This window comes from Chelativorans salis, from assembly GCF_025336525.1.
Classification (GTDB): Bacteria; Pseudomonadota; Alphaproteobacteria; order Rhizobiales; family Rhizobiaceae; genus Chelativorans; species Chelativorans salis.
The window spans coordinates 1-26,348 of record NZ_JAOCZP010000009.1 but is presented as its reverse complement, the minus strand read 5'-3'; the positions used below and the strand labels follow the sequence as shown (position 1 = coordinate 26,348).

Genomic DNA, 26,348 nt, shown 5'->3' with positions numbered 1-26,348 from the left:
CCTCTGCATTAACGTTAAGAAAAGGTTAAATCCATTCTTCGGATTTTTCCTTTCCTCGAGATACGGCTTTCCCCTATCTTCCTTCGCAGGGAGGGTTCGGGGGCATTATGTCGTATCTTTACCGCGAGCGTTCCGGCAGCCAGAAACTGAGCAGTAAGGGCTCATCCGCCTTTGTGCGCAACGTCATGGCGATGTTGGATGAGATCGAGTACAGGCACTGCTATAGCGGTGAGGATCTCGAAGACATCTATCGGCTGCGGTACAAGTCTTTTCGCGCTCACGGTCTCCTGCTGAGCGAGTCCGCCGATCAGCGAATGGTTGACGAACTTGATGATGCGCCCAACTGTTATCGGTTCGGCGTCTTCTTGAATAATGTGCTCGTCAGCACCGTGCGCTTGCACCACATGACCGCCACAACGCCCCATGCGCCAATCATGACCGTTTTCGGCAACGTGTTGACGCCTCGGCTTGTGGCCGGTGAAACTTTCATTGATCCGAGCCGATTGGCAATCGATCCTGACGTTTCGGCCACCTATCGGGCACTGCCCTATGTCACTCTGCGCCTTGCCGTGATCGCCAACGCGCATTTTAACACCACGAGTTGCGTTTCGATGATTCGGCAAGAGCATACGGCTTTTTACAAGCGGGTTTTCAACTCGACACAAGTTGGCGAGCCGAGAACCTATCCACCCTTCACCATGCCGATATATCTGTACGAGTCGCGGTGCGACCGAAATTTGCAACCCACGATAGACAGATTCCCGTTTTTCGATTCCACCGCATTTGAACGTCGCATGCTGTTCGACCGACCGAAGCGCGGGGAGCTTGCGCCGTTAACGATCTTGCCGACGGCCAAGTACCTCAAGAACGCGGCCTGAGGCTCGCCGGGCTCTGCCGACCTTCCACCTTGCCATGATTGCAGGTGGCGTCCATAAGCGGTCGGGTGTGCGTGCGCCCGAAACCTCTCTGAGTCATGAGTGCCAAAGACGCGATCGTCCGTTCCGCCCTGTGGGCCCGCGAATTGACCGGCGAGGAGCTGGAGCGGGCGAAGCACGGGCTCGTCGAACGGCACTATCTGAAGGGCGGCTATGTATGCCACCAGGGAGATCGGCTAGACTACTGGACCGGCGTTATCGACGGGCTCGTTAAGATCTCCGTCATCTCGGCTGCCGGCAAGGCGATGACATTCGCCGGGGCGGCGGCGGGAAGCTGGTTCGGCGAAGGTTCCGTTCTTAAGGATGAGCCGCGCAAATACGATGTCGTCGCCATCCGCGACACCAGGCTTGCCATGATGCAGCGCACGACCTTCATGTGGCTCTACGAGAACAGCAAGGGCTTCAACCGTTTCCTCGTGCGCCAGCTCAACGAGCGTCTGGGCCAGTTCATCGCCACCATCGAATACGACCGCATCCTCAATCCCAAGGCCCGCGTGGCGCGCAATCTCGCCTGGTTCTTCAATCCGGTTCTCTACCCGGCGGTCGAGAACGAGATCGAGATCAGCCAGGAGGAGCTGGGGCTTTTGGCCGGCGTCTCGCGCCAGGTGGTGAACAAAGCGCTGCGCGAGCTCGAGGAGGAGGGCCTGTTGCGCGCCACCCACGGCCGCATCACGGTCCTGAAGCCGGACGCGCTCGGCCAATACGACACCTGATCGGAGGGGATATCCGGGCGGAGGCGCGCGAAACGCGCACAACAGCCTCAGAATAAAGGCAAATGGCCGCCTTGTCTGTCAAGCGTCTTGTTGATCCGCCTTGCTTTTCGTGGAACCTTCCCCACCATAACAATCCGCCGCAGGGAGGTGGCGGAAGAAGCGGTGCAAGATGCCGCGATGGGAGGAGAATGGTTTGGCGCAGGCGCATCCTTCGCCCGACACGTTTGCCAAATTCCTGCTGCTGAACGCCGAGCGCTTTCGCGGCCGCCCGGCCATGCGGCACAAGGACTACGGCATCTGGCAGAGCTGGACGTGGGAAGAACAGCTCGAAGAGGTGCGAGCCTTTGCTCTCGGGCTGCAGACGGTGGGGCTCAAGCGCGGCGACAAGGTCGCCGTCGTCGGCGCCAACCGCCCCCGGCTCTACTGGACCTTCGCCGCCGTCCAGTCGCTGGGTGCGGTGCCAGTGCCGGTCTACGCGGATTCAGTGGCCGAGGAGATGGCCTATGTGCTCGACCATGCGGAGGTGAAATACGCCGTCGTCGAGGACCAGGAGCAAGTGGATAAACTTTTGTCCATCTCGGAGAAGGCGCCGCACCTGAAGGAAATCGTCTATGACGAGCCGCGCGGCTTGGGCGACTATGACCACGCGCATCTGCATGCCTACTCCACCCTTCGCGAGGCCGGGCTGAAGCGCCTTTCAGAGGAGCCCAGCGCGGCGGAAGCCTGGCTTTCGGAGGTGGAGAAGGGGAGGGGGGCGGACCTTGCTGTCATGCTCTACACCTCCGGCACTACCGGGCGGCCCAAGGGCGTGATGCTGTCGAACGACAATCTCGTGCGTTCCGCACTCAACGGCAATGCCTTCGACAAGCTCACCGAGAACGAGAGCATCATCGCCTACCTGCCGCTCGCCTGGGTGGGCGACCATCTTTTCTCCTACGCGCAGTCCTACACGGCCGGCTTCTGCGTCGCCTGCCCGGAAAGTGCGGAGACGGTGAACGAGGATCGCCGCGAGATCGCGCCGACCTATTTCTTCGCGCCGCCGCGTGTCTTCGAAACCCTGCTGACGGCGATCATGGTGCGCATGGAGGACGCCGGACGGCTGAAGAAATGGATGTTCGACCACTTCCTGGCGCACGCACGCAAGGTGGGCGAACCGCTTCTTAATGGCGAGGCTGTCGGCCTATGGGGCCGCATCAAATATGCGCTGGGCGAGTTCCTCGTCTACGGCCCGCTCAAGAACCGCTTGGGGCTTTCGCGCATGCGCGTCGGCTACACGGCGGGCGAGGCGATCGGGCCGGAACTCTTCAGCTTCTACCGCTCGATCGGCCTCAACCTGAAACAGCTCTACGGCCAGACGGAAGCCACCGTCTACATCACCGCCCAGCCAGACGGGAAGATCCGGCCCGATACGGTGGGGCTTCCCTCGCCGGAGGTTGAGATCAGGATCGACGAGAGTGGCGAAGTACTCTACCGCTCTCCCGGCGTCTTCATGGGCTACTATAAGAACGAGGAGGCGACGCGCGACACCAAGACGGCGGAGGGCTGGGTGCGTACGGGCGATGCCGGCTTCTTCGACCGCGACGGCCAGCTGAAGATCATCGACCGCGCCAAGGATGTCGGCAAGTTCGCCTCCGGCGCCCTTTTCGCGCCGAAATACATCGAGAACGCGCTGAAGTTCTTCCCCGACATCAAGGAAGCGGTCGCCTTCGGCCACGGGCGCGATTTCTGCGCGGCCTTCGTCAATATCGACCTTGCCGCCGTCGGAAGCTGGGCCGAGCGCAACAACATCGCCTATGCCTCCTACCAAGAGTTGGCCGGCCACGACCGCGTCTACGAGACCATCGCCGCTCACGTGGCGGAGGCCAACCGGCGCCTTGCCGCCGAACCACTGATGGCCGCCTCCCAGATCCGCCGCTTCCTGGTCCTCCACAAGGAACTCGATGCCGACGACGGCGAACTCACCCGCACACAGAAAGTGCGCCGCAGCTACATCGCCGAGCGCTACGGCGAACTGATCGAGGCGCTCTATGACGGCTCGACGGAGAAATATGTGGAGACGGAGGTCACCTACGAAGACGGCCGCAAGGGCGTGTTGCGCGCCACCGTGCGGATCGCCGATGCGGAAGTGTTTCCGGCAGCGGCGGAGACCATGCAGGAGGCGGCGGAATGAACCAGCGGCCCGACCACATGATGCTCACCGCGCGGGATGATGGCATTGCCAAGGGCGATGTGCTTTTGGAAGCCAGGAACATCTCGCTCGCCTTTGGCGGCGTCAAGGCGCTCACCGAGATCTCGCTGAACATCCTGAAGGGCGAGATCCGCGCCATCATCGGGCCCAACGGCGCCGGAAAGACGTCGATGCTCAACGTCATCAACGGCTTCTACACGCCGCAGCAGGGCTCGATCGTCTTCCGCGGGCGCGAGCGGCGGGCCATGAAGCCGCACCACGCAGTGGGGCAGGGGATCGCCCGCACCTTCCAGAACGTGGCGCTCTTCAAGGGCATGTCGACCCTCGACAACATCATGGCCGGCCGCTCGGTGATGATGAAGCGGCATATCGGCTGGCAGATGCTGTGGCACGGGCCGGCGCTGAAGGAGGAGATCGCCCACCGCGAGAAGGTGGAGGAGATCATCGACTTCCTGGAAATCCAGCACATCCGCCACACGCCGGTGGGCAAATTGCCGTACGGCTTGCAAAAGCGCGTGGAGCTTGGACGGGCGCTCGCCATGGAGCCAAGCCTGCTTCTCCTCGACGAGCCGATGGCCGGCATGAACCTGGAGGAAAAGGAAGACATGAGCCGGTTCATCATCGACGTGAACCAGCAGCGCGGCACCACGATCGCCCTCATCGAGCACGACATGGGTGTGGTCATGGACCTGTCGGACCGGGTGGCGGTTCTGGATTACGGAAAGAAAATTGCTGACGGTACGCCCGATGCGGTGAAGAATGACCAGGGGGTTATCGACGCCTATTTGGGCGTGCCTCGCTAAGACGGACCTTATTGAGAGAGGAAGAAAAATGTACGATCTCGCCATTGCGCCCCTGGTCTCGCTGATCGCCGGCATCCTCATCCTGATCGTGCCGCGGCTTTTGAACTACATCGTTGCTTTCTATCTCATCATCATCGGCATCATCGGGCTGTTCCCGGGGTTGATGGGCTGAGCAACCAAACACCAGGACAGGAAGCCGGGTCATGGATTTTCTGAACGCCATCTTCGTCCAGCCCTTCGCCGACATGGCGGCGGCGCCCGATTTCCTGCTCCAGGTCGTGTGGGAAGGTCTCGTCGGCGGGGTGCTCTACGCGCTCATCGCACTCGGCTTTGTGCTTATCTACAAGTCCTCGCGCATCTTCAACTTCGCGCAAGGCATCATGGTCGTCTTCGCGGCGCTCACGCTCGTCGGCCTGCACGAGAAGGGCGTGCCGGCACTCCTCGCCCTGCCGCTGACGCTCCTCGTCATGCTCGTGCTAGCGGTGGCCATCGAGCGCGCTGTCCTGCGCCCGCTGGTCAACCAGCCCGACATCATCCTGTTCATGGCCACCATCGGCATCACGCTGTTCCTCATCGGCTTCGGCGAGATCATCTTCGGTGGCGAGAACAAGGTGATGATCACGCGCGAACTCATGATCCCCACCGACAGCATCACGATGGACCTCTTCGGCGGCTTCGTTTCCATCGAAGAGAAGGATCTTACCTCCGTCATCGGCTCGGTGCTCCTGGTCGCCGCCCTTCTCCTCTTCCTCAACAGGACGAAGACCGGCCGCGCCATCCGGGCGCTCGGCGACGACCACCAGGCCGCGCTTTCGGTCGGCATCTCGTTGTCCACCATCTGGGTGGTCGTCTGGTTCATCGCCGGCGTCATAGCGCTCGCCACCGGAATCGCCTGGGGCGCGCGGGCGGGCGTTTCCTTCGCGCTCGAGGTCATCGCCTACAAGGCGCTGCCCGTTCTCATGCTGGGCGGTCTCGAAAGCGTTATGGGCGCCATCATCGGCGGGCTTGCCATCGGCATCCTGGAAAAGCTGTTCGAGGTCTACTGGGGCCAGCCGCTCATGGGCGGCAACACGGAAGCCTGGTTCGCCTATGTGCTGGCGCTGATCGTGCTCCTGTTCCGGCCGCAGGGTCTGTTCGGCGAGCGGATCATCGAGAGGGTGTAGACCATGCTCTATCGCACCGCCGGCCAGTTCAAGACCAGCTATGCGGCCGACCATGCGCTGTTCCCTGTGCGCCAGGATGCCATCCTTTTGGGCGTCGTCCTTGTTTTCGCCTTCGTCGTCTTCCCGCTGACGGCGAGCGAGTTTGCCTTCCGGGCGCTGCTCATCCCGGTGCTGATCTACGCGCTGGCGGCTCTCGGCCTTAACATTCTCACCGGCTACGCGGGCCAGCTCTCGCTCGGCACCGGCGCCTTCATGGGCGTGGGGGCGTATGCGTGCTACAAGCTCATCACCCTCTTCCCGGAGATGAACATCGTCGTCGCCATCGCGCTGTCTGGTTTCTTCTCCGCCAGCGTCGGCGCTCTCTTCGGTCTGCCGTCGCTCAGGATCAAGGGCTTTTATCTCGCCATCGCCACGCTGGCCGCCCAATTCTTCCTCGTCTGGCTGTTCCAGAAGTGGGCGTGGCTCTACAATTACAGTGCTTCCGGCGCCATCCACGTGCCCAATATCAGCATGTTCGGCATCACCGTCGCCGGTCCGCGCGCGGCCGCCATCACGCAGTACTATTTCGTGCTCGGCATCGTCTGCGTCGTCACTTTCTTCGCCATCAACATCACGCGCGGGCGTGTCGGGCGTATGTGGAAGGCGGTGCGCGACATGGACATCGCCGCCGAGCTCGTCGGCATCAACCTGATGCGCGCCAAGCTCACGGCCTTCTTCGTGTCGTCCTATATCGTCGGCATTTCCGGCGCACTTTTCGTCTTCCTGTGGCGGGGGGCGGCCGAGGCCAACCTGTTCGACATCCCGCTGTCGTTCCGCGTGCTCTTCATCGCCATTATCGGCGGGCTGGGCTCGATCCTCGGCAACTATCTGGGCGCCATCCTCATCGTCGCGCTGCCGGTGATCATCAGCGGCGTTCCGGCCATGCTCGGCATTCGCGTCGCCTCGGCGACGGTGGAGCATCTCAACGTGATGATCATCGGCGCGCTCATCATCACCTTCCTGATCGTCGAGCCGCACGGGCTGGCGCGGTTCTGGGCGGTCATCAGGGAAAAGCTGATACTATGGCCGTTCCCGCATTGAGAGCGGCCATAACAACCAAAGGGCCAGTTCGCCCTTTCCGCATCGGATGAACGAACAAGTGGAGGAGACGAACATGAAGAAAATAATGAAGACTGCGGCCCTGTCGGCGGCATTCGCGGCGGGCATCGCCCTTGCCGCGCCGGCGAGCGCGCAGGAGGATTCTATCTATATCCCCAACCTGTCGTATCGCACCGGGCCCTTCGCGGCCACGGGCACGCCGCTGATGAACGGCCAGCGCGACTATATCACCCTGCTCAACGAGCGCGACGGCGGGCTCAACGGCACCAAGCTCGTCTATGACGAATGCGAGACCGGCTACAATACCGAGAAGGGCGTGGAGTGCTACGAGAGGACCAAGGAGAACGCCGTCGTCACGCAGCCCTGGTCGACGGGCATCACGCTGCAGGTGCTGCCGAAATCCAATGTCGACGAAATCCCCATCCTTGCCCCCGGCTACGGTTTCTCGCCCATGGCCAACGGCAAGGTGTTCCAGTGGGCCTTCAACCCGCCGTCCTCCTATTGGGACGGTGCGTCGATGATCCTCAAGCACATCTCCGAGGGCAACCTGGACAATCTCAACGGCAAGAAGATCGCGCTTCTGCATCTCGACCATCCATACGGCAAGGAGCCGATCCCGCTTCTGGAGGTGCTCGCGGAAAAGCATGGCTTCACGCTCCTGCCCATCCCGGTCGGTCTCACCGAGATGCAGAACCAGTCGGCGCAGTGGCTGCAGATCCGCCGCGAGCGGCCGGATTTCGTGCTCATGTGGGGCTGGGGCGCGATGAATGCCGGCGCGGTCACGGAAGCTGCCAAGACCCGCTACCCGATGGACCAGTTCATCGGCATCTGGTGGTCCGGTCATGACGGCGACCTGAAGCTGATCGGCGAAGAGGGGAAGGGCTACCGCTCCATCTCGTGGAGCGTGCCGATGCCTGATTCCCAACTCCTTCAGGACGTCAGGGAATATGTGGTGGAGCCTGGCAAATCGCTGATCGAGAACGAGAGCGAGCTCGACTCGGTGTTCTACCAACGCGGCCTGATGATCTCCGCCATCCTCGTCGAGGCCATCCGCGCCGCGCAGGAGGAGTTCGATGCGCAGGCGCCGGATGCCACGCAGGTGCGCTGGGGCCTCGAAAACCTCAACATGGACGAAGCCCGCCTCGAAGAGCTCGGCGCTGCCGGCATGCTGGTGCCTTTCAAGACCTCCTGCGCCGACCACACCGGCCATGGCGGTGCCTGGATGCTGGAATGGGACGGCGAAAAGTTCGTCAAGGTCTCCGACCTGATCACGCCCGACCGTGAGGCCATCGAGCCACTGGAGGAGCAGGAGGCGCAAGCCTATGCCGAGGCCAACGCGCCGTGGCCGATCAACGAAGAGTGCAATATGTGAATTTGCACATGCGCGTCATCCCGGAAAGCCTGAGCTATCGCTTCGGCTTCCGGGATGACGCCGTTGAGATGTGAGGAGCATCCTATGGCGACCACGGCAGGCGCGGCAGCACAGCAACCCGCTGACCAGATCCTCGAGGTCAACAACATCGAGGTTATCTATGACCGTGTCATCCTGGTGCTCAAGGGTGTGTCCCTGTCGGTGCCGAGGGGAGGCATCACGGCCCTTCTCGGCGCCAACGGTGCCGGCAAGACCACTACTTTAAAGGCCATCTCCAACCTGCTTCACGCCGAGCGCGGCGAGGTGACCAAGGGCAACATCGTCTTCGACGGCGCCCAGGTGCAGAACCTGTCGCCCAACGACCTGGTGCGGCGCGGCTGCATTCAGGTGATGGAGGGGCGGCACTGCTTCGGCCATCTGTCGGTGGAGGACAATCTCCTGACCGGCGCCTTCACCCGCCGCGACGGACAGACGGCAATCCGCGAGGACCTGGAGCTCGTCTACACTTACTTCCCGCGGCTGAAGGAGCGGCGAACCAGCCAGGCCGGCTATACCTCGGGCGGCGAACAGCAGATGACGGCCATCGGGCGAGCACTGATGAGCCGGCCGAAGATGATCCTGCTCGACGAGCCGTCCATGGGGCTTGCCCCGCAGCTCGTCGAGGAGATCTTCGAGATCGTCAAGCAGCTCAACGAGGAGCAGGGCGTGTCCTTCCTGCTTGCCGAGCAGAACACCAACGTGGCGCTGCGCTATGCCAAATACGGCTATATCCTGGAGTCGGGCCGCATCGTGCTCGACGGTGAGGCGCGGGCGCTGCGCGAGAACGAGGACGTGAAGGAGTTCTATCTCGGCATCGGCGGCGAAGGCCGGCGCTCGTTCCGCAACGTCAAGCATTATAAGCGCAGGAAGCGCTGGCTTTCGTGAGCTATTGCTCTCGTTCGCCGAAATATTTCGTGCGCAGCGTTTCCAGCGCACCGCTATCGTGCTCGCCGATGATCTCCACCGTAAGCGGCCGCGTCAGCTCACTCGTGTGCTGCAGGCCGAAGCCGTATTTGTCCGGAGCGAAGATGCGGCCGACCACGGTGACCGGCACGTCGGGGTGCTGGAGTGCGTAATATTCCAGGACCGGCGCATCGGCGATCACCGCATCGATCCTGCCGTTGACGAGTGCCGCCACGGCCCCTTCGATCTCCCTATAGGACCGCACGGCGATCCCGTTTTCTCGCGCATATTCCTCGGCCACACTGCCGGTGAAGACGCCAGCGGTCTTGCCCGGTAGATCGGCGATGCTGTTGATCTGGTTGGTGAGAGACAGCGTTGTCATGACGCTCGTGACTGACGATGTGAGATAGGCGAGTACGGCTATCCCGCACACCAGCCACAGTGCCTGCCCGATGCGTCCGATCCAGCCGAACAGGTTCTTGCGCGCCGGCGGCCTGCCTGAGGTGGCGACCGACATCACCGCGTAGAAGCTCTCGGCGATCCCGTCGCGCCAGCGGCGCGGGAAATCCTTGTCGAACCAACGGTCGAACAGCGTCAGTAGAGCGGTCGCCACGACGATAACGAAGGCAAGCCAGGCATAGGCCCTGAGGTGGCCCGATTCCCGCAGGCCGGCAACGACGTCCCAGAAACCGGCGCCCTGGTCCTCGTCGACCATCAATCGCAGCCCGGCATCGTACCAGGGATGGGTGAAGTCGATGCGCTGGGCGCGCCCTTCGGTGATCGTCAGGTTGGTCAGGGCGATATCGAGATCTCCGTCAACTGTCGCCTGGACGAGGTCCCTGATCGTGGGAATCTCTTGGTAGTCGAACTGAAGGTCGAGCCTCGAAGCGACCCGCTCCCACAACTCGACCGCCATGCCGGTGAAACGGTTGTCCTCCCTCATGACGAATGGCGGGCTGACATAGAGGCCGACCTTCAGCGGCTGGCCAGACGGCGGCGCGCCTTCCTCCTGAGCGCGCAAGCCGCCGGTCGCCAACACATTGGCCAGGATAGCCAGTGCCAGCACTGCAAGAGTGCTCCTTTGCCATGAAACAAGTGCCGCAGGACGCACCGCTTGGCCCCTCGTCTTTCAATGCAGACCCATCAAACCCCGTTCTGGCTGATCAATAAAGACTTGCTGTGGATACTTTTGTGGGGAGCAGGGAGCGTGCGCGGGGTGAGGAGCGCAAATGAAATCATTCACCTACACCATCTTCGCATAGGCTGGCATGCGTCCATGCGGCCCATTGCCCTTGGGCGGCGTTTTCGCTATTCCCCTTGCCAATCTTCTTCCCGAGGGGGTATGCGATGGCAGAGAAACAGCCGGATGAACCGGCAGAAAAGGGTGCGGAAATGGATTACGCGGAACACGAACGCACCTACAACCTCTTCCTGACGATTGCCAAATACACCTGCCTGGTGGTGGCCGCCACGCTGATTGCGATGGCCTTCGGCTTCTTTACCGCGGCAGGCTTTATTTCCAGCCTCATCCTCTTCATTCTCATCTGCGCGCTCGGCGTCTGGATGCTGCGCTGACGCGCGGCGCGCGGGGCCACCCGCGCTGGGGGATGTCTAACGACAAGGATATGACGGTGGGACAAACGATTTTCGTGCCCAGGGAGGTCGCCGGCAACGAGCCGCGCGTGGCGGCCTCACCCGACACGGTGAAGCGGCTTGTCGGCCTCGGCTTCGGCGTGACGGTCGAAAAGGAAGCCGGCAGCCTCTCGCGCATCCCTGACGAGGATTTCAAACAGGCCGGGGCAGCGATCGGCAAGGCAGCGGACGCGGCCAGGGCCGATGTGGTGCTGAAGCTGCGCCGCCCGACGGACGCAGAGCTCAAGACCTACAGAAAAGGCGCTGTCGTCATCGCGACGATGGACCCCTACGGCAACGAAGCCGAGGTGGCCGCGATGGCAAAAGCCGGCATCACGGCGTTTGCCATGGAGTTCATGCCGCGCATCACGCGCGCCCAGTCGATGGACGTGCTGTCCAGCCAGGCGAACCTAGCCGGCTACCGCGCCGTCATAGACGCAGCAGCCGAATATGACCGGGCATTGCCGATGATGATGACCGCCGCTGGCACCGTGCCTGCGGCCAAGGTGTTCGTCATGGGCGCCGGCGTTGCCGGTCTGCAGGCCATTGCCACGGCGCGCCGCCTTGGTGCCGTCGTGACGGCGACCGACGTGCGTGCGGCGGCGGGTGAGCAGGTCGCTTCTCTCGGCGCCAAGTTCATCATGACGGATGCGCTCAAGGACGCTTCGGGCGAGGGCGGCTATGCCCGCGAACTGACGGACGACGAGAAAAAGGCCCAGGCGGAACTCGTTGCAGACCACATTGCCAAGCAGGACATCGTCATCACTACCGCTCTCATCCCCGGCCGGCCGGCGCCGCGCCTGGTGTCGGGTGAGATGGTGAAGTCCATGCGGCCCGGCTCCATCATCGTCGATCTGGCGGTGGAGCGCGGCGGCAATGTCGAGGGCGCGAAGGCCGGCGAAGTCGTCACCACGGCAAACGGCGTCAAGATCCTCGGTCATCTCAACGTGCCGGGCCGCGTCGCCGCCTCCGCCTCGCTTCTCTACGCCCGAAATCTCTTCGCCTTCCTCGAGACCATGGTCGACAAGGAGAAGAAGGCGCTCGCCATCGACTTCGAGGACGAGTTGGTGAAAGCCACCATGCTCACCCATGACGGCGCAGTGGTGCATCCGAACTTTGCCGGCTCTGCCAAGGGCACCGAGCCGGCGTCCAAAGCCGCACCCAAGAAGGCGCCGGCGCGGCGTAAGGCAGCAGCCAAGCCGGCTTCCGAAAAGGCCGCCGGCGCAGGCGCCAAGCGCACGTCGACAGCTTCGGCCAGGAAGCCCGCCACGCGCAAATCCGGGGGAGAAGCCTGATGGAAAATACTGTCGAACAGGCGCTCGAACAGCTCGAGCGTGCCACGGCGGGCGTGCGCGCCGCCTTGGAGAACACGGAAGCGGCCGATGCCGCCGGCGCGCTCGCGCATGGCGTGACGGGCGGGGCGATCGACCCCTTCGTCTTCCGCTTCGCCATCTTCGTATTGGCGATCTTCGTCGGCTACTATGTCGTGTGGTCGGTGACCCCGGCGCTGCATACGCCGCTAATGTCGGTCACCAATGCCATTTCGTCTGTCATCGTCGTCGGCGCACTTCTGGCGGTCGGCATCTCCACTTCCGGGCTTGCCACCGGCTTCGGCTTCGTTGCGCTGACGCTTGCGGCGGTCAACATCTTCGGCGGCTTCCTCGTCACCCAGCGCATGCTGGCGATGTACAAGAAGAAGGACAAGTGACGTGAGCGCCAATCTTGCATCCTTCCTCTACCTCGTTTCCGGCGTTCTGTTCATCATGGCGCTGAGGGGTCTTTCGCATCCCACCACCAGCCGCCAGGGCAATTTCTACGGCATGGTGGGCATGGGGATCGCCATTCTCACGACGCTGGCCTTCGCCACGCCGTCGGTGGGCGGATTCCTGCTTATCGTCCTGGGGCTGGCGATCGGCGGCTCAGTCGGCGCGGTGATCGCCCGGCGCATCCAGATGACGAAGATGCCGCAGCTCGTCGCCGCCTTCCACTCGCTGGTTGGGCTTGCCGCGGTCATGGTGGCGGCCGCCGCGCTCTATTCGCCGGAAAGCTTCAATATCGGCACGGTCGGCGCCATTCATGGGCAGGCGCTGGTCGAGATGTCGCTCGGTGTCGCCATCGGCGCCGTCACCTTCACCGGCTCTATCATTGCCTTTCTGAAGCTTGACGGCCGCATGTCGGGCAAGCCGATCCTCCTGCCCATGCGGCATCTGGTCAATGCCGGCATCGGCGTTGCGCTGGTCATTCTCATCGCCATGCTGGTGATGGGGCAGAGCCCGACGGCCTTCTGGCTCATCGTCATCCTTTCGCTGGCGCTCGGCGTGCTCATCATCATCCCCATCGGCGGGGCGGACATGCCGGTGGTGGTCTCGATGCTCAACTCCTATTCGGGGTGGGCGGCGGCCGGCATCGGCTTTACGCTCGGCAATCTGGCGCTCATCATCACCGGTGCGCTGGTCGGTTCCTCTGGTGCGATCCTGTCCTACATCATGTGCAAGGGCATGAACCGCTCCTTCATCTCCGTCATCCTCGGTGGCTTCGGCGGCGAGACAGCCGCGGTGGCCGACGACGGCATCGAGCGCACGGTCAAGCAGGGCTCGGCCGACGACGCGGCCTATCTGATGCAGAATGCGCAGAAGGTCATCATCGTGCCAGGCTACGGCATGGCTGTCGCCCAGGCCCAGCACGCGCTGCGCGAGATGGCCGACAAGCTGAAGGAGGCTGGGGTGGAGGTGAAATACGCCATCCATCCGGTCGCCGGCCGCATGCCGGGCCACATGAACGTGCTGCTCGCCGAGGCCCAGGTGCCGTATGATGAGGTGTTCGAGCTCGAAGACATCAACTCCGAGTTCTCCCAGGCCGACGTCGCCTATGTCATCGGTGCCAACGACGTGACGAACCCGGCGGCCCGCGACGACAAGTCCTCACCCATCTACGGCATGCCGATCCTCGATGTCGACAAGGCGCGCACCTGCCTCTTCGTCAAGCGCTCCCTGGGCTCCGGCTACGCCGGTATCGACAACACGCTGTTCTACAAGGACGGCACGATGATGCTACTGGGCGACGCCAAAAAGATGACGGAAGACATCGTCAAGGCGCTGGAGAGCTGAGCGACCCCGACAGAGAACTGGAAAAGCCCGGCTTTGCGCCGGGCTTTTGTTAATTTGCGTTGCGAAAGCCAAGCACATGGCTTCCGCTCCTACAACGCCGTCGAGCGCAACTGGAATTCGCTGACGCCGAGCGCCAGGTTCAGTCCGGTCTGCGCCTGCAGGCTCACGGGCTGCAGGATCAGGTTCTTGTTGGTTCCGCTCCACAGCACGTTGGCGCCGCCGCCGATGCCGGCGGTGACCTCTGCGCTGGCGCCGACATAGTCGTCTTCAAGCGCGCCGGGTGCATAGGGGTCGGTTGTGGTGGGCGCCATCACCAGCCAGCGCATCACACGCTCGCTGGTGGCCCCGGCCTCAAGGCCGAACCTGTTAACGACACCGACATAGCTCTCCGGCGGGCGGGTGCCGTCCGCCGGCTGGAAGGTGCAGGAAAATTCTTTGGACGTCACGATCGCGATGTCCATGCCGCCTTCGATGATGCAGTCGAGGACGCCGATCTCCGTGCGTTCCTGAGCGGCGGCGGGCAAGGTGCTCGCTGACACGGCGAAAACCGCTGCAAGCGCGGCAAATGCACTTTTTGTCATGGCTCGAATTCCCGTTCCGTTTCTCTGGCCTAAAACAGAACGGAAGCGGGAATGGTTCCCAGGCGCGTCAAGCGGATCCGCGTGTCCGCGCAACGCCCTCGCGGGCCGGGACATATTCGGGATCGAGCTGCAGGGCACGTGCATAGGAACGCGCCGCCCGATCGATTTCGCCGCGCCGCTCGAAAACCAGCGCCTGGTTGGCCCAGCTTTCGGCAACGCTCTCGTCAAGGCGGATGGCGGTGTTGAAGTCGGAGAAGGCATTCTCCTCGTCGCCAAGCGCGAGATAGGAGAGGCCGCGTCCATTGTAGCCATAGGGCGCGCCGGGAGCGAGCGAGATGGCCATGGCGAAATCCTCCAGGGCGAACTGGTGCTGACCGCTCGCCTGATAGAGCAGGCCGCGCCGGTGATAGGCGCGCGGGTCGGTAGTGTCGAGCTGGATGGCCTGTTCGAAGTCGCGGAAGGCCTCGTCGGTGCGGCCAGCCTGGCGGTAGAGCTCGCCGCGGCCGATATAGGCGGTGTCGTAGCGCGGGTTGAGCTGGATCGCCCTGTTGTAATCGGCCAGCGCCTTCCCTTGGTCACCCATATAGCGGTGGATCAGCGCCCGGTTAGCATAGGCCTGGTGCGAGTTCGGGTCGAGGGCGATGGCCTGGTCGAAGTCCTTCAGCGCCTCGCGGTAGCGCCCGGCCCGGCCATAGGCGGCGCCGCGCACGTTATAGGCATCGGGATCGTTCGGCGTGCGCTCGATGACCGCCGTCAGCGAGCCAATATTCTCGGCCGAGCCCTGAGCGGTGTCGATCTGCGCGAGGCTGTCCACCGCGTCGCCGGCTGACTGGCAGGCGGCGAGCGGGAGAAGTGCCGCCAGGGCCAAAGCCGCCAGTCCCCTATGGCGCGTCATTCTGCTCACGATCATCACATCAGCCATCGGTTCCGCTGTCCATTCCTGCTCGGGCGCGGCAGCATTGCCGCAATAAAAAAGGCGGCGACGATCTTTCCATCGCGCCACCTTCGCATTCAAGCGGGGAAAAAGACGAAATTAAGGGCACTCAGCGCGCCGCTACCCGTCCGCCCCCGATAATGCCTTCGCGCTGGGCACGCTTGCGCGCCAGCTTGCGCGCGCGGCGCACGGCCTCGGCCTTTTCACGCGCACGCTTCTCCGAAGGCTTCTCATAATGCCCGCGCATCTTCATCTCGCGGAAAATTCCTTCGCGCTGCATCTTCTTCTTGAGCGCGCGAAGCGCCTGGTCAACATTGTTGTCGCGGACGAGTACCTGCACTTGGGCTTCCTGTCAAAACGTTGATGTATAGCGGCATCGAACCTCCGGCGCTTGCCAGGCTCAACACCCAATGCCCCGCGGCAGACATCTCCCGCAGGATGCGGGCTGATAGCAGAATATCCGCAGCTTGTCGAGTGACTTTCTGGCGAAAGCGCGCGTGCGATGGGGAAGAGGGCGGCCACTGGAAAGCGGCCGCCGAATGAGCTCATGTCCGGTTGATCGATACACCGCCGTCGGCCAGCATGGCGGCCCCCGTAACGAAGGTTGCGGCATCCGAGGCGAGGAACAGCGCGGCGCGGGCTATCTCCTCCGGCCTCGCCACGCGTTTCAGCGCATGCAGCGCCTCCACGAACGCCCACTCCTCGGGCGTCTTGAAGGTCGCCGCCGGCGTGTCGGTACCGCCGGGGAGCAGTGCGTTGACGCGGATGCCATGCGGCCCGTGCTCTGCCGCAAGGGTCTGGGTCAATCCGACCAGTCCCGCCTTGGCCGCGGCGTAAGCCGTCATGCCCGGCATGCCGACCGTATGGCCGACGAAGCTCGATGTGAAGATCAGCGCGCCGCCGCCGCGCTCCAGCATGGCCGGAATCTGGTGCTTGGCGGCCAGGAAGGCGGCGGTGAGATTGACGTTCAGCACTTCCTCCCAGTCCGCGCGGTCAAGCTCCGGCGCGGGCGCCATCCGTCCGACAATGCCGGCATTGTTGAAAGCGACGTACAGCCCGCCGAAGCGTTCGATCGCATGCGCTACCAGCGCCGCGGCATGGGCCTCATCGGCCACGTCACCTGGCAGCGCCTCGGCCTCGCCGCCCGCTTCGCGGATCTCCGCCACCAGCGCATCGAGTTCCGCCTTGCGCCGCGCGCTGGCAATCACCTTCGCGCCTTCCTCGGCGAACAGCCTTGCCGCTGCCCGGCCGATGCCGGAGCTGGCGCCCGAGACGATCACAACCTTGCCCGTCAGTGAAAACATGGTTCATCCTTTCGCAGCTTGCGCACCGGCCGTGGCGCCGGCATGGCGGCTTGCTCGCAAAAGGCGGATGATCCAGCCACCCGAAACCGGACTGCCGCTCGGGCCACAAAGCGGCAAGCGCCGTCGCAATCAGTGCAAGGCCGCAGGGACACTTTCGCTAGGGGTAGGTTTCGTCTACGGCGGATCGGCCGCAAACGGGGGAAGCGCATGCGCAAATATTCCGTCTTTGCTATCGCACGCGAGGCGCTGCGCGGCCACAAGGGCTGGCCCGAGCAATGGGGCTCGCCGGAGCCGAAGAAGGCTTATGACGTCATCATTGTGGGCGCCGGCGGCCACGGGCTCGCCACCGCTTACTACCTCGCCAAGGAGCACGGCATCACCAACGTCGCGGTGCTCGAAAAAGGCTGGCTTGGCGGCGGCAACACCGGTCGCAACACCACCATCATCCGCTCCAACTATCTCTACGACGAAAGCGCCGGTATATATAATCATGCCGTGAAGCTGTGGGAGGGGCTCTCGCAGGAGCTCAACTACAACGTCATGTTCTCCCAGCGCGGCGTGATGATGCTCGCCCACAACGTGCACGACGTGCAGGTCTTCAAGCGCCACATCCACGCCAACCGGCTGAACGGTGTCGACAACGCGTGGCTGACACCCGAGGATGCCAAGGCCTATTGCCCGCCGCTCAACATCTCGCGTGAGGCGCGTTATCCCGTCGTGGGTGCCGCACTGCAACGCCGCGGCGGCACGGCGCGCCACGATGCCGTCGCCTGGGGATATGCGCGCGGCGCCTCGGCTCGTGGAGTCGACATCATTCAGAACTGCGAGGTGACCGCCATCCGCCGCGGGCCGGACGGCGCGGTGACGGGTGTCGAAACGACGCGCGGGCCTATCCAGGCAAAGAAGATCGGTGTCGTGGCGGCGGGCCATTCCTCCGTGCTCATGCAGATGGCGGACGTCTCGGTGCCGCTCGAATCCTATCCCCTGCAGGCGCTGGTCTCGGAGCCGGTGAAGCCCATCTTCCCCTGCGTCGTCATGTCCAACACGGTCCACGCCTACATTTCCCAGTCCGACAAGGGAGAACTCGTCATCGGCGCGGGCACTGACCAGTACACCTCCTACTCCCAGACCGGGGGGCTGCACATCATCCAGCATACACTCGACGCCATCTGCGAGATGTTCCCCATCTTCACGCGCATGAAGATGCTGCGCTCCTGGGGCGGCATCGTCGACGTCACGCCTGACCGCTCCCCCATCCTCGCCAAGACGCCAGTCAAGGGGCTCTACGTCAATTGCGGCTGGGGCACGGGCGGCTTCAAGGCTACGCCCGGCTCGGGCCACGTCTTCGCCCACACCATCGCCCGCGACGAACCGCACAAGATCAACGCGCCCTTCACGCTGGAGCGTTTCCGGGGCGGCCGGCTCATCGACGAAGCGGCGGCGGCCGCGGTCGCGCACTGAGGTCCTTCAATGCTTCTCATACACTGCCCCTATTGCGAAGAAGAGCGGCCGGAACTTGAGTTCCGCCACGCCGGCGAGGCGCATATCGCACGGCCAGAGAATATCGCCGAGATCTCCGACGAGGAGTTCCAGCGCTACTTCTTCATCCGCGCCAATCCCAAGGGCGTCACCTTCGAGCGCTGGCGGCACATGCACGGATGCGGGCGGTTCTTCAACGCGGCACGGGATACGGTGAGCGATCGCTTCCTGATGACCTACATGGCCGGTGAGCCGAAGCCGGATCTGGGTAAGGCGGGGGGCGGGGCCGTCCGCTCTGCTTCCCGAAAGGGTACCCCTGCATGATCCAGCCCTTCCGCCTTACCACCGGCCGCCTCGACGCCGCCGAAATCCTCCGCTTCACCTTCGACGGCAAGTCCTACACCGGCCTTGCCGGTGACACGCTTGCCTCCGCGCTCTTGGCCAACGGCGTCCATCTCGTCGGCCGCTCCTTCAAATATCACCGCCCACGCGGCATCCTTTCGGCAGGGGCGGAGGAGCCCAACGCCCTTGTCGGCATCCACCGCGATGCCGCCCGCAAGACCCCCAACGTCCGCGCCACGGTGCAGGAGCTTTACGACGGCCTTGCCGCCGTCTCGCAGAACCGGTGGCCTTCGCTCGGCTTCGATGTCGGTGGACTGAACAATCTCGGCGCCCCCTTCTTCTCCGCCGGTTTCTACTACAAGACCTTCATGTGGCCGCGCACGGCATGGGAGCGGCTCTACGAGCCTATCATCCGCCGCGCGGCAGGTCTTGGCACTGCGCCCGACCGGCCGGACCCGGACCATTACTCCAACCGCTTCGCTCATTGCGACGTGCTCGTTGTCGGTGGGGGCGCCGCCGGTCTAGCCGCTGCGCTTGCGGCTTCCGAAACCGGCGCCCGTGTCATCCTTGCCGACGAGCAGGCTGTGCCCGGCGGCGGCTTGCGCTTCGAGACCGGTGCCGTCATCGATGGCAAGCCCGGGTGGGAGTGGGCGCAGGAGACGGCGGCGAAACTCGCCGCACGCGACAATGTGCGCCTTCTCACCCGCACCACCGGTTTCGGCTATTACGCGCAGAACATGCTCGGCCTCGTAGAGCGCCTGACCGATCACCTGTCTGCGCCCGACGTCGACCAGCCACGCGAGCGCCTGTGGCAGGTGCGGGCGAAGCGCGTGGTGCTCGCCACCGGCGCCATTGAGCGGCACATGGTGTTCCCGGGCAACGACCGGCCAGGCATCATGCTGGCCTCGGCGGCACGTGCTTATCTCAACCATTTCGGCGTCGCTGTTGGCAGCAAGGTCGCCGTCTACACGGCCGACGACTCCGCCTATGCCACGGCCGTCGATCTGAAGAAAAGAGGCGTCGAGGTCGCTGCCGTGATCGACCTGCGGCCCACACCCCGCGGTCCTCACGTTGAAGAATCCCGTGAGCTGGGCATCGAGGTTCTCGCCGGCCATGCCGTTGTCGGCACTACAGGGCGGCTGCGTGTGCGCCGTATCGAGGTCGCACCTGTCTACGGCGGCGCGTCACGTCAGATCGAGGCGGATGCGCTTGCCACCTCCTCGGGTTGGACGCCTGCAGTCCATCTCTTCTCGCAGTCGCGCGGCAAGCTAGCCTTTGATGAGGAGACCCGGCGATTCCTGCCCGGCCAGTACGTTCAGGACGCCCTCTCCGTCGGCGCGTGCAACGGCACCGCCAGCCTCACCGATGCGGTCGAAGAGGCTTTGCGGGCCGGCGCGAAGGCCGCGAAGGAAGCCGGGGCAGCCAAGGGCAGGTCGAAGACCGTCAAGCTTGATGCCCGTTCGCCCGAAGCATGGTCTGCCGGCATGGCAGGTGCGGCGCCCGGCGCGGAAGCCGGCAAGAAGGCCATGGCTTTCGTCGACTTCCAGAACGACGTGACGGCCAAGGACATCCGCCAGGCCGTGCAGGAGGGCATGCGCTCCATCGAGCACGTCAAGCGTTTCACTACCGCAGGCATGGCCACCGACCAGGGCAAGACCTCCAACCTGCATGCCCTGACCATCGCCTCGGAGATGCTCGGAAAGCCTGTCCCCAAGGTGGGGCTGACCACCTTTCGCCCGCCATACACTCCGGTCACCTTCGGCGCCCTCGTCGGCCACAGCCGCGGGGCGCTGTTCGAGCCGACGCGGCGCACGCCTACTCACGCCTGGGCCGAGGCCCAGGGCGCCGTCTTCGAGGATGTCGGCCAGTGGAAGCGCGCCTGGTATTTCCCGCAAGGCGGCGAGGACATGCACGCGGCGGTTGCCCGCGAATGCCTTACGGTGCGCCATTCGGCCGGCATCTTCGACGCCTCCACACTGGGCAAGATCGAGATCGTCGGCCCCGACGCCGCCCGCTTCATGGAGCTGATGTACACGAATCCATGGCAGAAGCTCGGCATCGGGCGCTGCCGCTACGGCATCATGCTGCGCGAGGACGGGTTCATCTACGATGACGGCGTCGTCGGCCGTCTCGCCGAGGATCGCTTCCACGTCACCACCACCACCGGCGGCGCGCCGCGCGTGCTCCATCACATGGAGGACTATCTGCAGACCGAGTTCCCAGACCTGAAGGTCTGGCTTACCTCCACGTCGGAGCAATGGGCGACAATCGCCGTGCAGGGGCCGAAAAGCCGCGACATCATCGCCCCGCTCGTCGAGGGCATCGACCTCTCCGACGAGGCGATGCCGCACATGTCGGTGCGCGAAGGGAGAGTGTGCGGCGTGCCGGCGCGGCTTTTCCGCATCTCGTTCACCGGCGAGCGCGGTTTCGAGATCAATGTGCCGGCCGATTACGGCCTCTCCGTCTGGGAGGCGGTGTGGGCGGAAGGCCAGAAGCACGGCGCTTGCGCCTACGGCACGGAGACTATGCACGTCCTGCGCGCCGAGAAAGGCTTCATCATCGTCGGCCAGGACACCGACGGTACGGTGACACCGGACGACGCCGGCCTTGCCTGGGCCATCGGCAGGAAGAAGACGGATTTCGTCGGCATCCGCGGGCTGGAGCGGCCGGACCTGAAGGCGCCGGAGCGCCGGCAACTCGTCGGCCTGAAGACATCCGATCCGAAAACTGTTCTCGAAGAGGGCGCGCAGATCGTTGCAGACCCGAACCAGCCCGTACCGATGAAAATGATCGGCTTCGTCACCTCCTCATACTGGTCGGAGAATTGCGGCCGCTCCATCGCCCTGGCGCTTGTGGAAGGTGGGCGCGAACGCATGGGCGAACGGCTTTACGTGCCCATGCCGGAAGACGCCATCGAGGTCGAGGTCGTGCCGATGGTCTTCTTCGACGAAAAGGGGGAACGCACAAATGGCTGAGACCGCCCGCCGCATCTCGGCTCTCGAGGGCCGCGCCTATCAGGGCCCCGGCATCGCGCTCAACCCCGCCGCCCCGGCCAGCCGCCTGTCGCTGCGCGCCCCGGAAGCCTCGCTTGCAGCACTTTCAAAGGCGCTGGGTCTGATCCTGCCGCGCAAGCCGAAGACGACGGCTGAGAGCGGCAAGCGTGCCGCTCTCTGGTTAGGCCCCGACGAGTGGCTCCTCATCGACGAAGGGGGTGCGGATCTCACCGTGCTCTGTGCCAAGGCCTCCGCCCTTCATTCCGCCGTCGACATCTCTCACCGCAACACTGCCATCCTTGTCGCCGGAGAGCACACCGAGGATGTGCTTGGCGCCGGTTGCCCACAGGCTCTCTCACTCGCGCGCTTTCCGATTGGGGCAGCCTCGCGCACCGTTTTCGGCAAGGCCGAGGTCGTCTTGTGGCGCATAGCCGAGGACGCGTTTAGGATCGAGTGCTGGCGCTCCTTCTCCTACTACGTCTTCTCACTGCTGGAGAAGGCGGCGCGGGAAGTCTGACAGGTTTGCAGGGGAACCGGGACAGCCCTGCGGCGTTTCTCCGATAAAAAGGATCTGAGCCCATGCTGCCCGAATCAAAGAAGAAGGGCCTCTCGCCCGCCGACGTGGAAGACGAGTTGGAGGAGGGGCTGGAGGAAACGTTTCCCGCCAGCGACCCCGTCTCCATTACGCGCGCCACGCGCTCGGGCGCCCCCGGTGAGCTTGCGGCTACCAATGCGAAGCGCAAGGAAGACGCCGCCCACGCCCATGACGAGGAGCTGGACGAAGGACTGGAGGATACATTCCCGGCCAGCGATCCGGTGTCGGTGACCTCGAGCACCCATGCCGGCGGGCCCGGCAAAAAGAAGCCGGGCAAGAAGAAGTAGAGCTGCCGACATCTCCGCTTGGCAGCCGGACGCGGCGAGCCGCAAAGCAATAACTGGACGCCCTATCCCCGCGCCACCCTCCACACTGCGGCAGCCCCCAGCGCGGCGATCGGCACGAAGGCGGCGAACACCCATACCGCGACGTCCTCCATCGCCTCGCCGCCACCTTGGGCGAAGCCCGCAATGTTGGCGACGATGCCGGAAAGAGCCGACCACCCAGCGCGAAGGCCATCTGCTGGGTGGTCGGCATGGCCGCAGAGGCCTGGTCGCGCTCGGCGTCGCCCGCGGCCGCCACCACGCGGCGGATGAGGAAGCCCCACAGCATGCCGAAGCCAGCCCCCTGCGCGACGGCCATCACCACGATCGCCCACAGAGGCCCTTCCGCCATTAGCGGCCCCAGAGCGGCGATCGCCAGCATCACCATAATGGCACCGGTGCGCATGACGAGCCGCTCCGCCGCCTCGCCGACGCCGGCGAACATCACTGCCGCGACGCTCCATGCGACCGATTCGGCGGCGATGATATAGCCAGCACCAAGGGCGGAGACGCCATGGAGGCGGTTCAGCAGGAAGGGGCCGTAGACGGTGAAGGATATGCCTCCAACGCCAAGCGCCAGATTGGCGACGAAGCCGGCGCCGAGCCGGCTGCGCATGTCGAAGGCGCGGGCGGGGAACATTCTGTCCGCTGTCCGCCGCGCGTCACTCGCCAGGAACAGCGCGAAGAAGATGGCGCCTGCCGCCATCATCGGCAGCGCCGTCAGTGCCTTACCATCGACGCCGGCTCCCGCCACCAGAAGCACGGCGATCGAAAGCAGCGCCAGCCGCTTCAATGGAAAGCGCTGCGGCGTGATCGCCCCGCCCGGCCGCATGAACGCCGGCACCAGCACCGCAAGGAGCACGGCCTGAATGGCAAAGCTCCAGAAGCCCCAGCGCCACAGCCCGAGGTCGGCGAAGAAGCCGCCGATCAACGGCCCGCAGAAGGCAGACACGCCCCACACCGCGGACATCAGCGCAATCAGCCGCGGCCACATCTCGCGCGGAAAAACCCGCTGGATCGCCACGTATGTCAGCGCCACCAGGAGCCCGCCGCCCAGCCCCTGCGCCAGGCGGCCGGCCAGCATGACGATCATATCCGGCGCCATGGCGCTCGTTGCGCAGCCGGCGGCATAGACGAGGGCGGCGATGATAAAGGCGCGCCTGAGCCCGACGGCGCTCGCCGCCAGTGCGGCTGCGGCACCGGAAAGGATGGAGCCCAGCAGGTAGAGCGACAGCGTCCAGCTTACCAGCCGGTCGCCGCCGATCTCGGCCACGGCTGCCGGCATGGCGGTGGCCACCAGCAGAGAATCGGCCGCGTGCAGCCAGATGCCGAGGCATAGAAGCGTGAATTGCGGCAGATGCCCGGTGCGGACGATCTCCGCCCACCCGGCGTTTCCCGGCGTGGCGCTGGGCTCGGCGCTCATGCGTCCCTCCCGCCGGGCTCGATGCGATAGGCGCAACGCCGCGCGCCGGCCAGGATATGATCGGTGCGCGAGACCCGCACATTCCGGCCAAGCACGGCGCGGAAGACGGCAAGCTCGGAGCGGCAGAAGCCCTGGCAGGCGGTGGCCGCCGCGCAGATCGGGCAATGGTTCTCAATCAGGAGCAGTGCTCCGTCGTCAAGCTTCTCCACCTCGGCCATATAGCCCTCACGCTGGCGCTGTCGGGCAAGCGCGGCCACGCGGTCCTCCAGCCCGTTACGGTCTTCGACCATTGCGCCATAGGTGGTACGGGCAGTCTCCTCGCGTTCGGTAATCAGCCGGTCGAGCCCTTCTTCGCCGAAGACACGGCGGATCGAGGCGATCAACTCCAGCGTCAGGTCGGAATGGCTGTCGGGAAAGCGGTCGTGGCCCTCCGCGGTCAGCCGCCACAGGCGCTCGGGCCGGCCACGCCCCTCGGTCATCTCACGGTAAGAGACAAGCCCTGCCTCCTCCAACCGGCCAAGCTGCTTGCGCGTAGCGACCACCGATACGCCAAGCTTTTCGGCGAGATGCAGTGCCGTCATAGCGCCCTTGGTTTTGAGGACGAAAAGAGCGCGCTCGTCAGCTTTTGTCGCGGGATGGATCGTCATGGCGGCCTCCTGCTATTAAAGAAACCACTGAGTTTCTTTAATGTCAATCCACTCCGACACCCACCTTCACAGATGCCTCTTGCCAAATCGGCTTTTCACATGCACGTATTTCGCGCGGGGGCGCTGCCATCGGACTTACGGTTCGTGAATTATTTTTCCAAAGCGGTCGCCACCCGAGACTTCGCGAGCGAAGGCTACATATTCGAGCCTGCCCGCCGGGCTGCGCTGGAACGCCACGGCGACTTCGCCCTTGCTTATTCGGTGGCGTTTCAGCCGGGATTGCTGCGCTTTGGCGACGGTGACGGCTTTCTGTCCTACCATATGGTCGGCCGCACCGCCTTCGTGCTGGCCGATCCGCTGGCCCCGCGCGACCGCTGGGAGGCGCTGGTCAACGCCTTCGTCGCAGAAAAACGGGACGTCACCTTCTGGCAGATCTCCCACGCAATGGCGGAGCTGCTTTCGCCACGCGGGTTCACGGTAAACGAACTGGGGCTGGAAAGCTGGATCGAGCTTGACGGCTACGATTTCGCCGGCCCTAAGAGGCGCAGCTTCCGCACGGCGGAAAACCGCTTCTCGCGTACCGGCCATCGCGTGGAGGAGATCCCAATTTCCACGCTCGATCCGGCACGGATCGACGCCATCTCGCGCGGCTGGCGCCGCACGCGCACGACGAAGAGGCGCGAACTTTCCTTCCTCGTGCGCCCCGTCGTGCTCGGCGACGAGCCGGGTGTGCGCAAGTTCTTCCTCCTCGACGCTGAAGACAGGCCGGTGGCGTTCGCCTTTTTCGACCCCCTCTACGAGGACGGCCGCATCGTCGGCTACCTTTCGGCGACGCGCCGCTGGCTGCCGGAGGCCGATCCACTTTCAGCTCATTTCCTGGTGCGCCGCGCCATCGAGGCGTTCCAGCGAGAAGGCGTGCCACGCCTTTATTTGGGCATCATGCCCTTCCACCGGATCGAGGACAAGGAGTTCACCAAGGACTGGCTGACCCGTCGCGCCTTCCGCTTCATCTATACCAATGGCATTGCCCAGCGCCTCGTCTACCCGACGCAGACGCTGGCCAAGCACAAGGAAAGCTATGGCGGGAAAAGCCGGCAGACCTATTGCGCCATGAACACCCCGCCCTCCCTGCCACGCCTTTTGAAGCTCGTGCGCGCCTGCGGCGTCGTTTGAGAAAGGGCACGGTGCCGACGCTGCGGAATCTGACCCGCCTTTATAGGCGGCCTCCACGTCCGGCAGTATCGATCTTCACCATCTTGAGCATGGCCTCCGAGACCCGCTTCGCCTTCTCCCGGTCCGGATCGCCATCAGCTCGCCGAGCCGCTTGGGAACGATCTGCCATCTCAGGCTCCAGCGGCCCCGAAACCAGCCACATTGCTCGACCGAGCCACCCTCCCGCAGTGCCTCCAGTCAGGTCGCCGTTATTCCCCCATCTACGGCAAGCGCCTGTCCGGTCATGAAGCTGTTGCCCGGATCGGCGGCGAAAAGGATGACCTTCACCACCTCGTCCACCTCCGCCAGCCGCCGCATCGGCACGCCGCGTGTCAGGCCCGCCTCGGCCCTTTCGGTCCTGGCGGGCGTCATCTTCAGCACTTCCGTTACCATGTCCGTGCGCGAGAAGGAGGGGCAGACGGCGTTCACGCGGATGCCTTTGGTGGCGTATTCGGCAGCGGCGGCGCGGGTCAGGCCGATGACGCCATGCTTGGCGGCGGTATAGGCGGCAAGGCGCGAGGCGCCCGCAAGGCCGGCGACCGAGGCGACGTTGACGATGGCG

The 26,348-nt window shown here is 64.2% G+C and carries 26 protein-coding genes and 1 pseudogene; 18 read left to right on the top strand and 9 right to left on the bottom strand.

Features of this window, described 5'->3' with window-relative positions; translation table 11 throughout:
- Positions 1-107 precede the first annotated feature (107 nt).
- From N5A92_RS22155 to N5A92_RS22115, 9 genes are all read left to right on the top strand, one after another.
- Complete coding sequence (locus N5A92_RS22155; RefSeq protein ID WP_260906379.1) at positions 108-878, top strand: N-acyl amino acid synthase FeeM domain-containing protein; 771 nt, start codon at positions 108-110, stop codon at positions 876-878.
- A 95-nt stretch (positions 879-973) separates the two neighbouring features.
- Entirely contained in the window at positions 974-1,648 is a 675-nt protein-coding gene (locus N5A92_RS22150) for a Crp/Fnr family transcriptional regulator (protein WP_260906377.1), read from the top strand.
- Between the two features lie 193 nt (positions 1,649-1,841).
- On the top strand, positions 1,842-3,818 hold the full coding sequence (locus N5A92_RS22145; protein ID WP_260906375.1) for an AMP-dependent synthetase/ligase: 1,977 nt from the start codon (positions 1,842-1,844) through the stop codon (positions 3,816-3,818).
- A complete protein-coding gene (locus tag N5A92_RS22140) occupies positions 3,815-4,639 on the top strand; it encodes an ABC transporter ATP-binding protein (protein WP_260906373.1) in 825 nt (274 codons plus the stop codon). Before N5A92_RS22145 ends, N5A92_RS22140 begins: the two co-directional genes overlap by 4 nt.
- Positions 4,640-4,667: 28 nt before the next feature.
- Positions 4,668-4,811 carry a DUF3096 domain-containing protein gene (locus N5A92_RS22135; protein ID WP_260906371.1) on the top strand — a complete coding sequence of 48 codons (144 nt, stop codon included), beginning with the start codon at positions 4,668-4,670 and terminating at the stop codon, positions 4,809-4,811.
- Between the two features lie 31 nt (positions 4,812-4,842).
- Positions 4,843-5,802 carry a branched-chain amino acid ABC transporter permease gene (locus N5A92_RS22130; protein WP_260906369.1) on the top strand — a complete coding sequence of 320 codons (960 nt, stop codon included), beginning with the start codon at positions 4,843-4,845 and terminating at the stop codon, positions 5,800-5,802.
- A gap of 3 nt (positions 5,803-5,805) precedes the next feature.
- Positions 5,806-6,882, top strand: coding sequence for a branched-chain amino acid ABC transporter permease (locus tag N5A92_RS22125; RefSeq protein ID WP_260906368.1), 1,077 nt, complete (start codon positions 5,806-5,808; stop codon positions 6,880-6,882).
- A gap of 73 nt (positions 6,883-6,955) precedes the next feature.
- Positions 6,956-8,272, top strand: a complete 1,317-nt coding sequence (locus N5A92_RS22120; RefSeq protein ID WP_260906367.1) for an ABC transporter substrate-binding protein — start codon at positions 6,956-6,958, stop codon at positions 8,270-8,272.
- Between the two features lie 84 nt (positions 8,273-8,356).
- On the top strand, positions 8,357-9,196 hold the full coding sequence (locus N5A92_RS22115; protein ID WP_260906366.1) for an ABC transporter ATP-binding protein: 840 nt from the start codon (positions 8,357-8,359) through the stop codon (positions 9,194-9,196).
- A gap of 1 nt (position 9,197) precedes the next feature.
- Here the strand turns inward: N5A92_RS22115 and N5A92_RS22110 are convergent, their stop codons facing one another.
- Positions 9,198-10,280: a transporter substrate-binding domain-containing protein gene (locus tag N5A92_RS22110; RefSeq protein WP_260906365.1), complete on the bottom strand. Its 1,083-nt coding sequence runs from the start codon at positions 10,278-10,280 to the stop codon at positions 9,198-9,200.
- Positions 10,281-10,561: 281 nt separating this feature from the next.
- Here N5A92_RS22110 and N5A92_RS22105 point away from each other — a divergent pair, with 281 nt between their 5' ends.
- Genes N5A92_RS22105 through N5A92_RS22090 form a run of 4 tightly spaced genes read left to right on the top strand, consistent with a single transcriptional unit; the run spans position 10,562 to position 13,953 of the window.
- Positions 10,562-10,789 (top strand): aa3-type cytochrome c oxidase subunit IV, encoded by a 228-nt coding sequence (locus tag N5A92_RS22105; protein WP_260906363.1) that lies wholly within the window; start codon positions 10,562-10,564, stop codon positions 10,787-10,789.
- A gap of 56 nt (positions 10,790-10,845) precedes the next feature.
- Positions 10,846-12,141, top strand: coding sequence for a Re/Si-specific NAD(P)(+) transhydrogenase subunit alpha (locus tag N5A92_RS22100; protein WP_260906362.1), 1,296 nt, complete (start codon positions 10,846-10,848; stop codon positions 12,139-12,141).
- Positions 12,141-12,554: a proton-translocating transhydrogenase family protein gene (locus N5A92_RS22095; RefSeq protein WP_260906361.1), complete on the top strand. Its 414-nt coding sequence runs from the start codon at positions 12,141-12,143 to the stop codon at positions 12,552-12,554. The genes N5A92_RS22100 and N5A92_RS22095 overlap by 1 nt, the downstream gene beginning before the upstream one ends.
- A 1-nt stretch (position 12,555) precedes the next feature.
- Positions 12,556-13,953, top strand: coding sequence for an NAD(P)(+) transhydrogenase (Re/Si-specific) subunit beta (locus tag N5A92_RS22090; RefSeq protein ID WP_260906359.1), 1,398 nt, complete (start codon positions 12,556-12,558; stop codon positions 13,951-13,953).
- Positions 13,954-14,042: 89 nt separating this feature from the next.
- Here the strand turns inward: N5A92_RS22090 and N5A92_RS22085 are convergent, their stop codons facing one another.
- The 4 genes from N5A92_RS22085 to N5A92_RS22070 form a co-directional block, all read right to left on the bottom strand.
- Positions 14,043-14,534, bottom strand: a complete 492-nt coding sequence (locus N5A92_RS22085) for a DUF992 domain-containing protein (protein WP_260906357.1) — start codon at positions 14,532-14,534, stop codon at positions 14,043-14,045.
- A gap of 67 nt (positions 14,535-14,601) precedes the next feature.
- Complete coding sequence (locus tag N5A92_RS22080; protein ID WP_425248627.1) at positions 14,602-15,456, bottom strand: tetratricopeptide repeat protein; 855 nt, start codon at positions 15,454-15,456, stop codon at positions 14,602-14,604.
- A 121-nt stretch (positions 15,457-15,577) separates the two neighbouring features.
- Entirely contained in the window at positions 15,578-15,808 is a 231-nt protein-coding gene (rpsU, locus tag N5A92_RS22075) for a 30S ribosomal protein S21 (protein ID WP_159588479.1), read from the bottom strand.
- Between the two features lie 205 nt (positions 15,809-16,013).
- The gene (locus tag N5A92_RS22070) at positions 16,014-16,772 is read right to left on the bottom strand and encodes an SDR family oxidoreductase (RefSeq protein WP_260906356.1); all 759 of its coding nucleotides are present in this window, start codon (positions 16,770-16,772) and stop codon (positions 16,014-16,016) included.
- Between the two features lie 207 nt (positions 16,773-16,979).
- Here N5A92_RS22070 and N5A92_RS22065 point away from each other — a divergent pair, with 207 nt between their 5' ends.
- From N5A92_RS22065 to N5A92_RS22050, 4 genes are read left to right on the top strand one after another with little or no spacing between them, the layout of a single operon-like run.
- Positions 16,980-18,233: a sarcosine oxidase subunit beta gene (locus N5A92_RS22065; protein ID WP_260906355.1), complete on the top strand. Its 1,254-nt coding sequence runs from the start codon at positions 16,980-16,982 to the stop codon at positions 18,231-18,233.
- 9 nt (positions 18,234-18,242) lie between these two features.
- On the top strand, positions 18,243-18,575 hold the full coding sequence (locus N5A92_RS22060) for a sarcosine oxidase subunit delta (protein WP_260906354.1): 333 nt from the start codon (positions 18,243-18,245) through the stop codon (positions 18,573-18,575).
- On the top strand, positions 18,572-21,568 hold the full coding sequence (locus N5A92_RS22055; protein WP_260906353.1) for a sarcosine oxidase subunit alpha: 2,997 nt from the start codon (positions 18,572-18,574) through the stop codon (positions 21,566-21,568). Before N5A92_RS22060 ends, N5A92_RS22055 begins: the two co-directional genes overlap by 4 nt.
- On the top strand, positions 21,561-22,103 hold the full coding sequence (locus N5A92_RS22050) for a sarcosine oxidase subunit gamma (protein ID WP_260906352.1): 543 nt from the start codon (positions 21,561-21,563) through the stop codon (positions 22,101-22,103). Before N5A92_RS22055 ends, N5A92_RS22050 begins: the two co-directional genes overlap by 8 nt.
- 207 nt (positions 22,104-22,310) lie before the next feature.
- On the opposite strand, the gene N5A92_RS22045 is transcribed toward N5A92_RS22050, so the two are convergent.
- Both N5A92_RS22045 and N5A92_RS22040 read right to left on the bottom strand, forming a co-directional pair.
- A complete protein-coding gene (locus tag N5A92_RS22045; protein ID WP_260906351.1) occupies positions 22,311-23,927 on the bottom strand; it encodes an MFS transporter in 1,617 nt (538 codons plus the stop codon).
- Positions 23,924-24,574: a helix-turn-helix transcriptional regulator gene (locus N5A92_RS22040; protein WP_260906350.1), complete on the bottom strand. Its 651-nt coding sequence runs from the start codon at positions 24,572-24,574 to the stop codon at positions 23,924-23,926. Before N5A92_RS22040 ends, N5A92_RS22045 begins: the two co-directional genes overlap by 4 nt.
- A gap of 144 nt (positions 24,575-24,718) precedes the next feature.
- On the opposite strand from N5A92_RS22040, the gene N5A92_RS22035 reads away from it, so the two are divergent.
- Positions 24,719-25,747 (top strand): DUF2156 domain-containing protein, encoded by a 1,029-nt coding sequence (locus N5A92_RS22035; RefSeq protein WP_260906348.1) that lies wholly within the window; start codon positions 24,719-24,721, stop codon positions 25,745-25,747.
- Between the two features lie 40 nt (positions 25,748-25,787).
- Here the strand turns inward: N5A92_RS22035 and N5A92_RS22030 are convergent.
- Positions 25,788-25,975: pseudogene (locus tag N5A92_RS22030) on the bottom strand (VOC family protein); the annotation flags it as partial.
- A 9-nt stretch (positions 25,976-25,984) separates the two neighbouring features.
- On the bottom strand, positions 25,985-26,348 hold a 364-nt coding region (locus N5A92_RS22025), incomplete at its 5' end, for an SDR family NAD(P)-dependent oxidoreductase (RefSeq protein WP_260906346.1).

Bases quoted from the DNA above. Each gene is read 5' to 3' on its own strand.
- N5A92_RS22155 (WP_260906379.1), top strand. From the start codon at position 108: ATGTCGTATCTTTACCGCGAGCGTTCCGGCAGCCAGAAACTGAGCAGT.
- N5A92_RS22150 (WP_260906377.1), top strand. From the start codon at position 974: ATGAGTGCCAAAGACGCGATCGTCCGTTCCGCCCTGTGGGCCCGCGAA.
- N5A92_RS22140 (WP_260906373.1), top strand. From the start codon at position 3,815: ATGAACCAGCGGCCCGACCACATGATGCTCACCGCGCGGGATGATGGC.
- N5A92_RS22135 (WP_260906371.1), top strand. From the start codon at position 4,668: ATGTACGATCTCGCCATTGCGCCCCTGGTCTCGCTGATCGCCGGCATC.
- N5A92_RS22130 (WP_260906369.1), top strand. From the start codon at position 4,843: ATGGATTTTCTGAACGCCATCTTCGTCCAGCCCTTCGCCGACATGGCG.
- N5A92_RS22125 (WP_260906368.1), top strand. From the start codon at position 5,806: ATGCTCTATCGCACCGCCGGCCAGTTCAAGACCAGCTATGCGGCCGAC.
- N5A92_RS22120 (WP_260906367.1), top strand. From the start codon at position 6,956: ATGAAGAAAATAATGAAGACTGCGGCCCTGTCGGCGGCATTCGCGGCG.
- N5A92_RS22115 (WP_260906366.1), top strand. From the start codon at position 8,357: ATGGCGACCACGGCAGGCGCGGCAGCACAGCAACCCGCTGACCAGATC.
- N5A92_RS22105 (WP_260906363.1), top strand. From the start codon at position 10,562: ATGGCAGAGAAACAGCCGGATGAACCGGCAGAAAAGGGTGCGGAAATG.
- N5A92_RS22095 (WP_260906361.1), top strand. From the start codon at position 12,141: ATGGAAAATACTGTCGAACAGGCGCTCGAACAGCTCGAGCGTGCCACG.
- N5A92_RS22085 (WP_260906357.1), bottom strand. From the start codon at position 14,534: ATGACAAAAAGTGCATTTGCCGCGCTTGCAGCGGTTTTCGCCGTGTCA.
- N5A92_RS22080 (WP_425248627.1), bottom strand. From the start codon at position 15,456: ATGGCTGATGTGATGATCGTGAGCAGAATGACGCGCCATAGGGGACTG.
- N5A92_RS22070 (WP_260906356.1), bottom strand. From the start codon at position 16,772: ATGTTTTCACTGACGGGCAAGGTTGTGATCGTCTCGGGCGCCAGCTCC.
- N5A92_RS22065 (WP_260906355.1), top strand. From the start codon at position 16,980: ATGCGCAAATATTCCGTCTTTGCTATCGCACGCGAGGCGCTGCGCGGC.
- N5A92_RS22060 (WP_260906354.1), top strand. From the start codon at position 18,243: ATGCTTCTCATACACTGCCCCTATTGCGAAGAAGAGCGGCCGGAACTT.
- N5A92_RS22055 (WP_260906353.1), top strand. From the start codon at position 18,572: ATGATCCAGCCCTTCCGCCTTACCACCGGCCGCCTCGACGCCGCCGAA.
- N5A92_RS22050 (WP_260906352.1), top strand. From the start codon at position 21,561: ATGGCTGAGACCGCCCGCCGCATCTCGGCTCTCGAGGGCCGCGCCTAT.
- N5A92_RS22045 (WP_260906351.1), bottom strand. From the start codon at position 23,927: ATGAGCGCCGAGCCCAGCGCCACGCCGGGAAACGCCGGGTGGGCGGAG.
- N5A92_RS22040 (WP_260906350.1), bottom strand. From the start codon at position 24,574: ATGACGATCCATCCCGCGACAAAAGCTGACGAGCGCGCTCTTTTCGTC.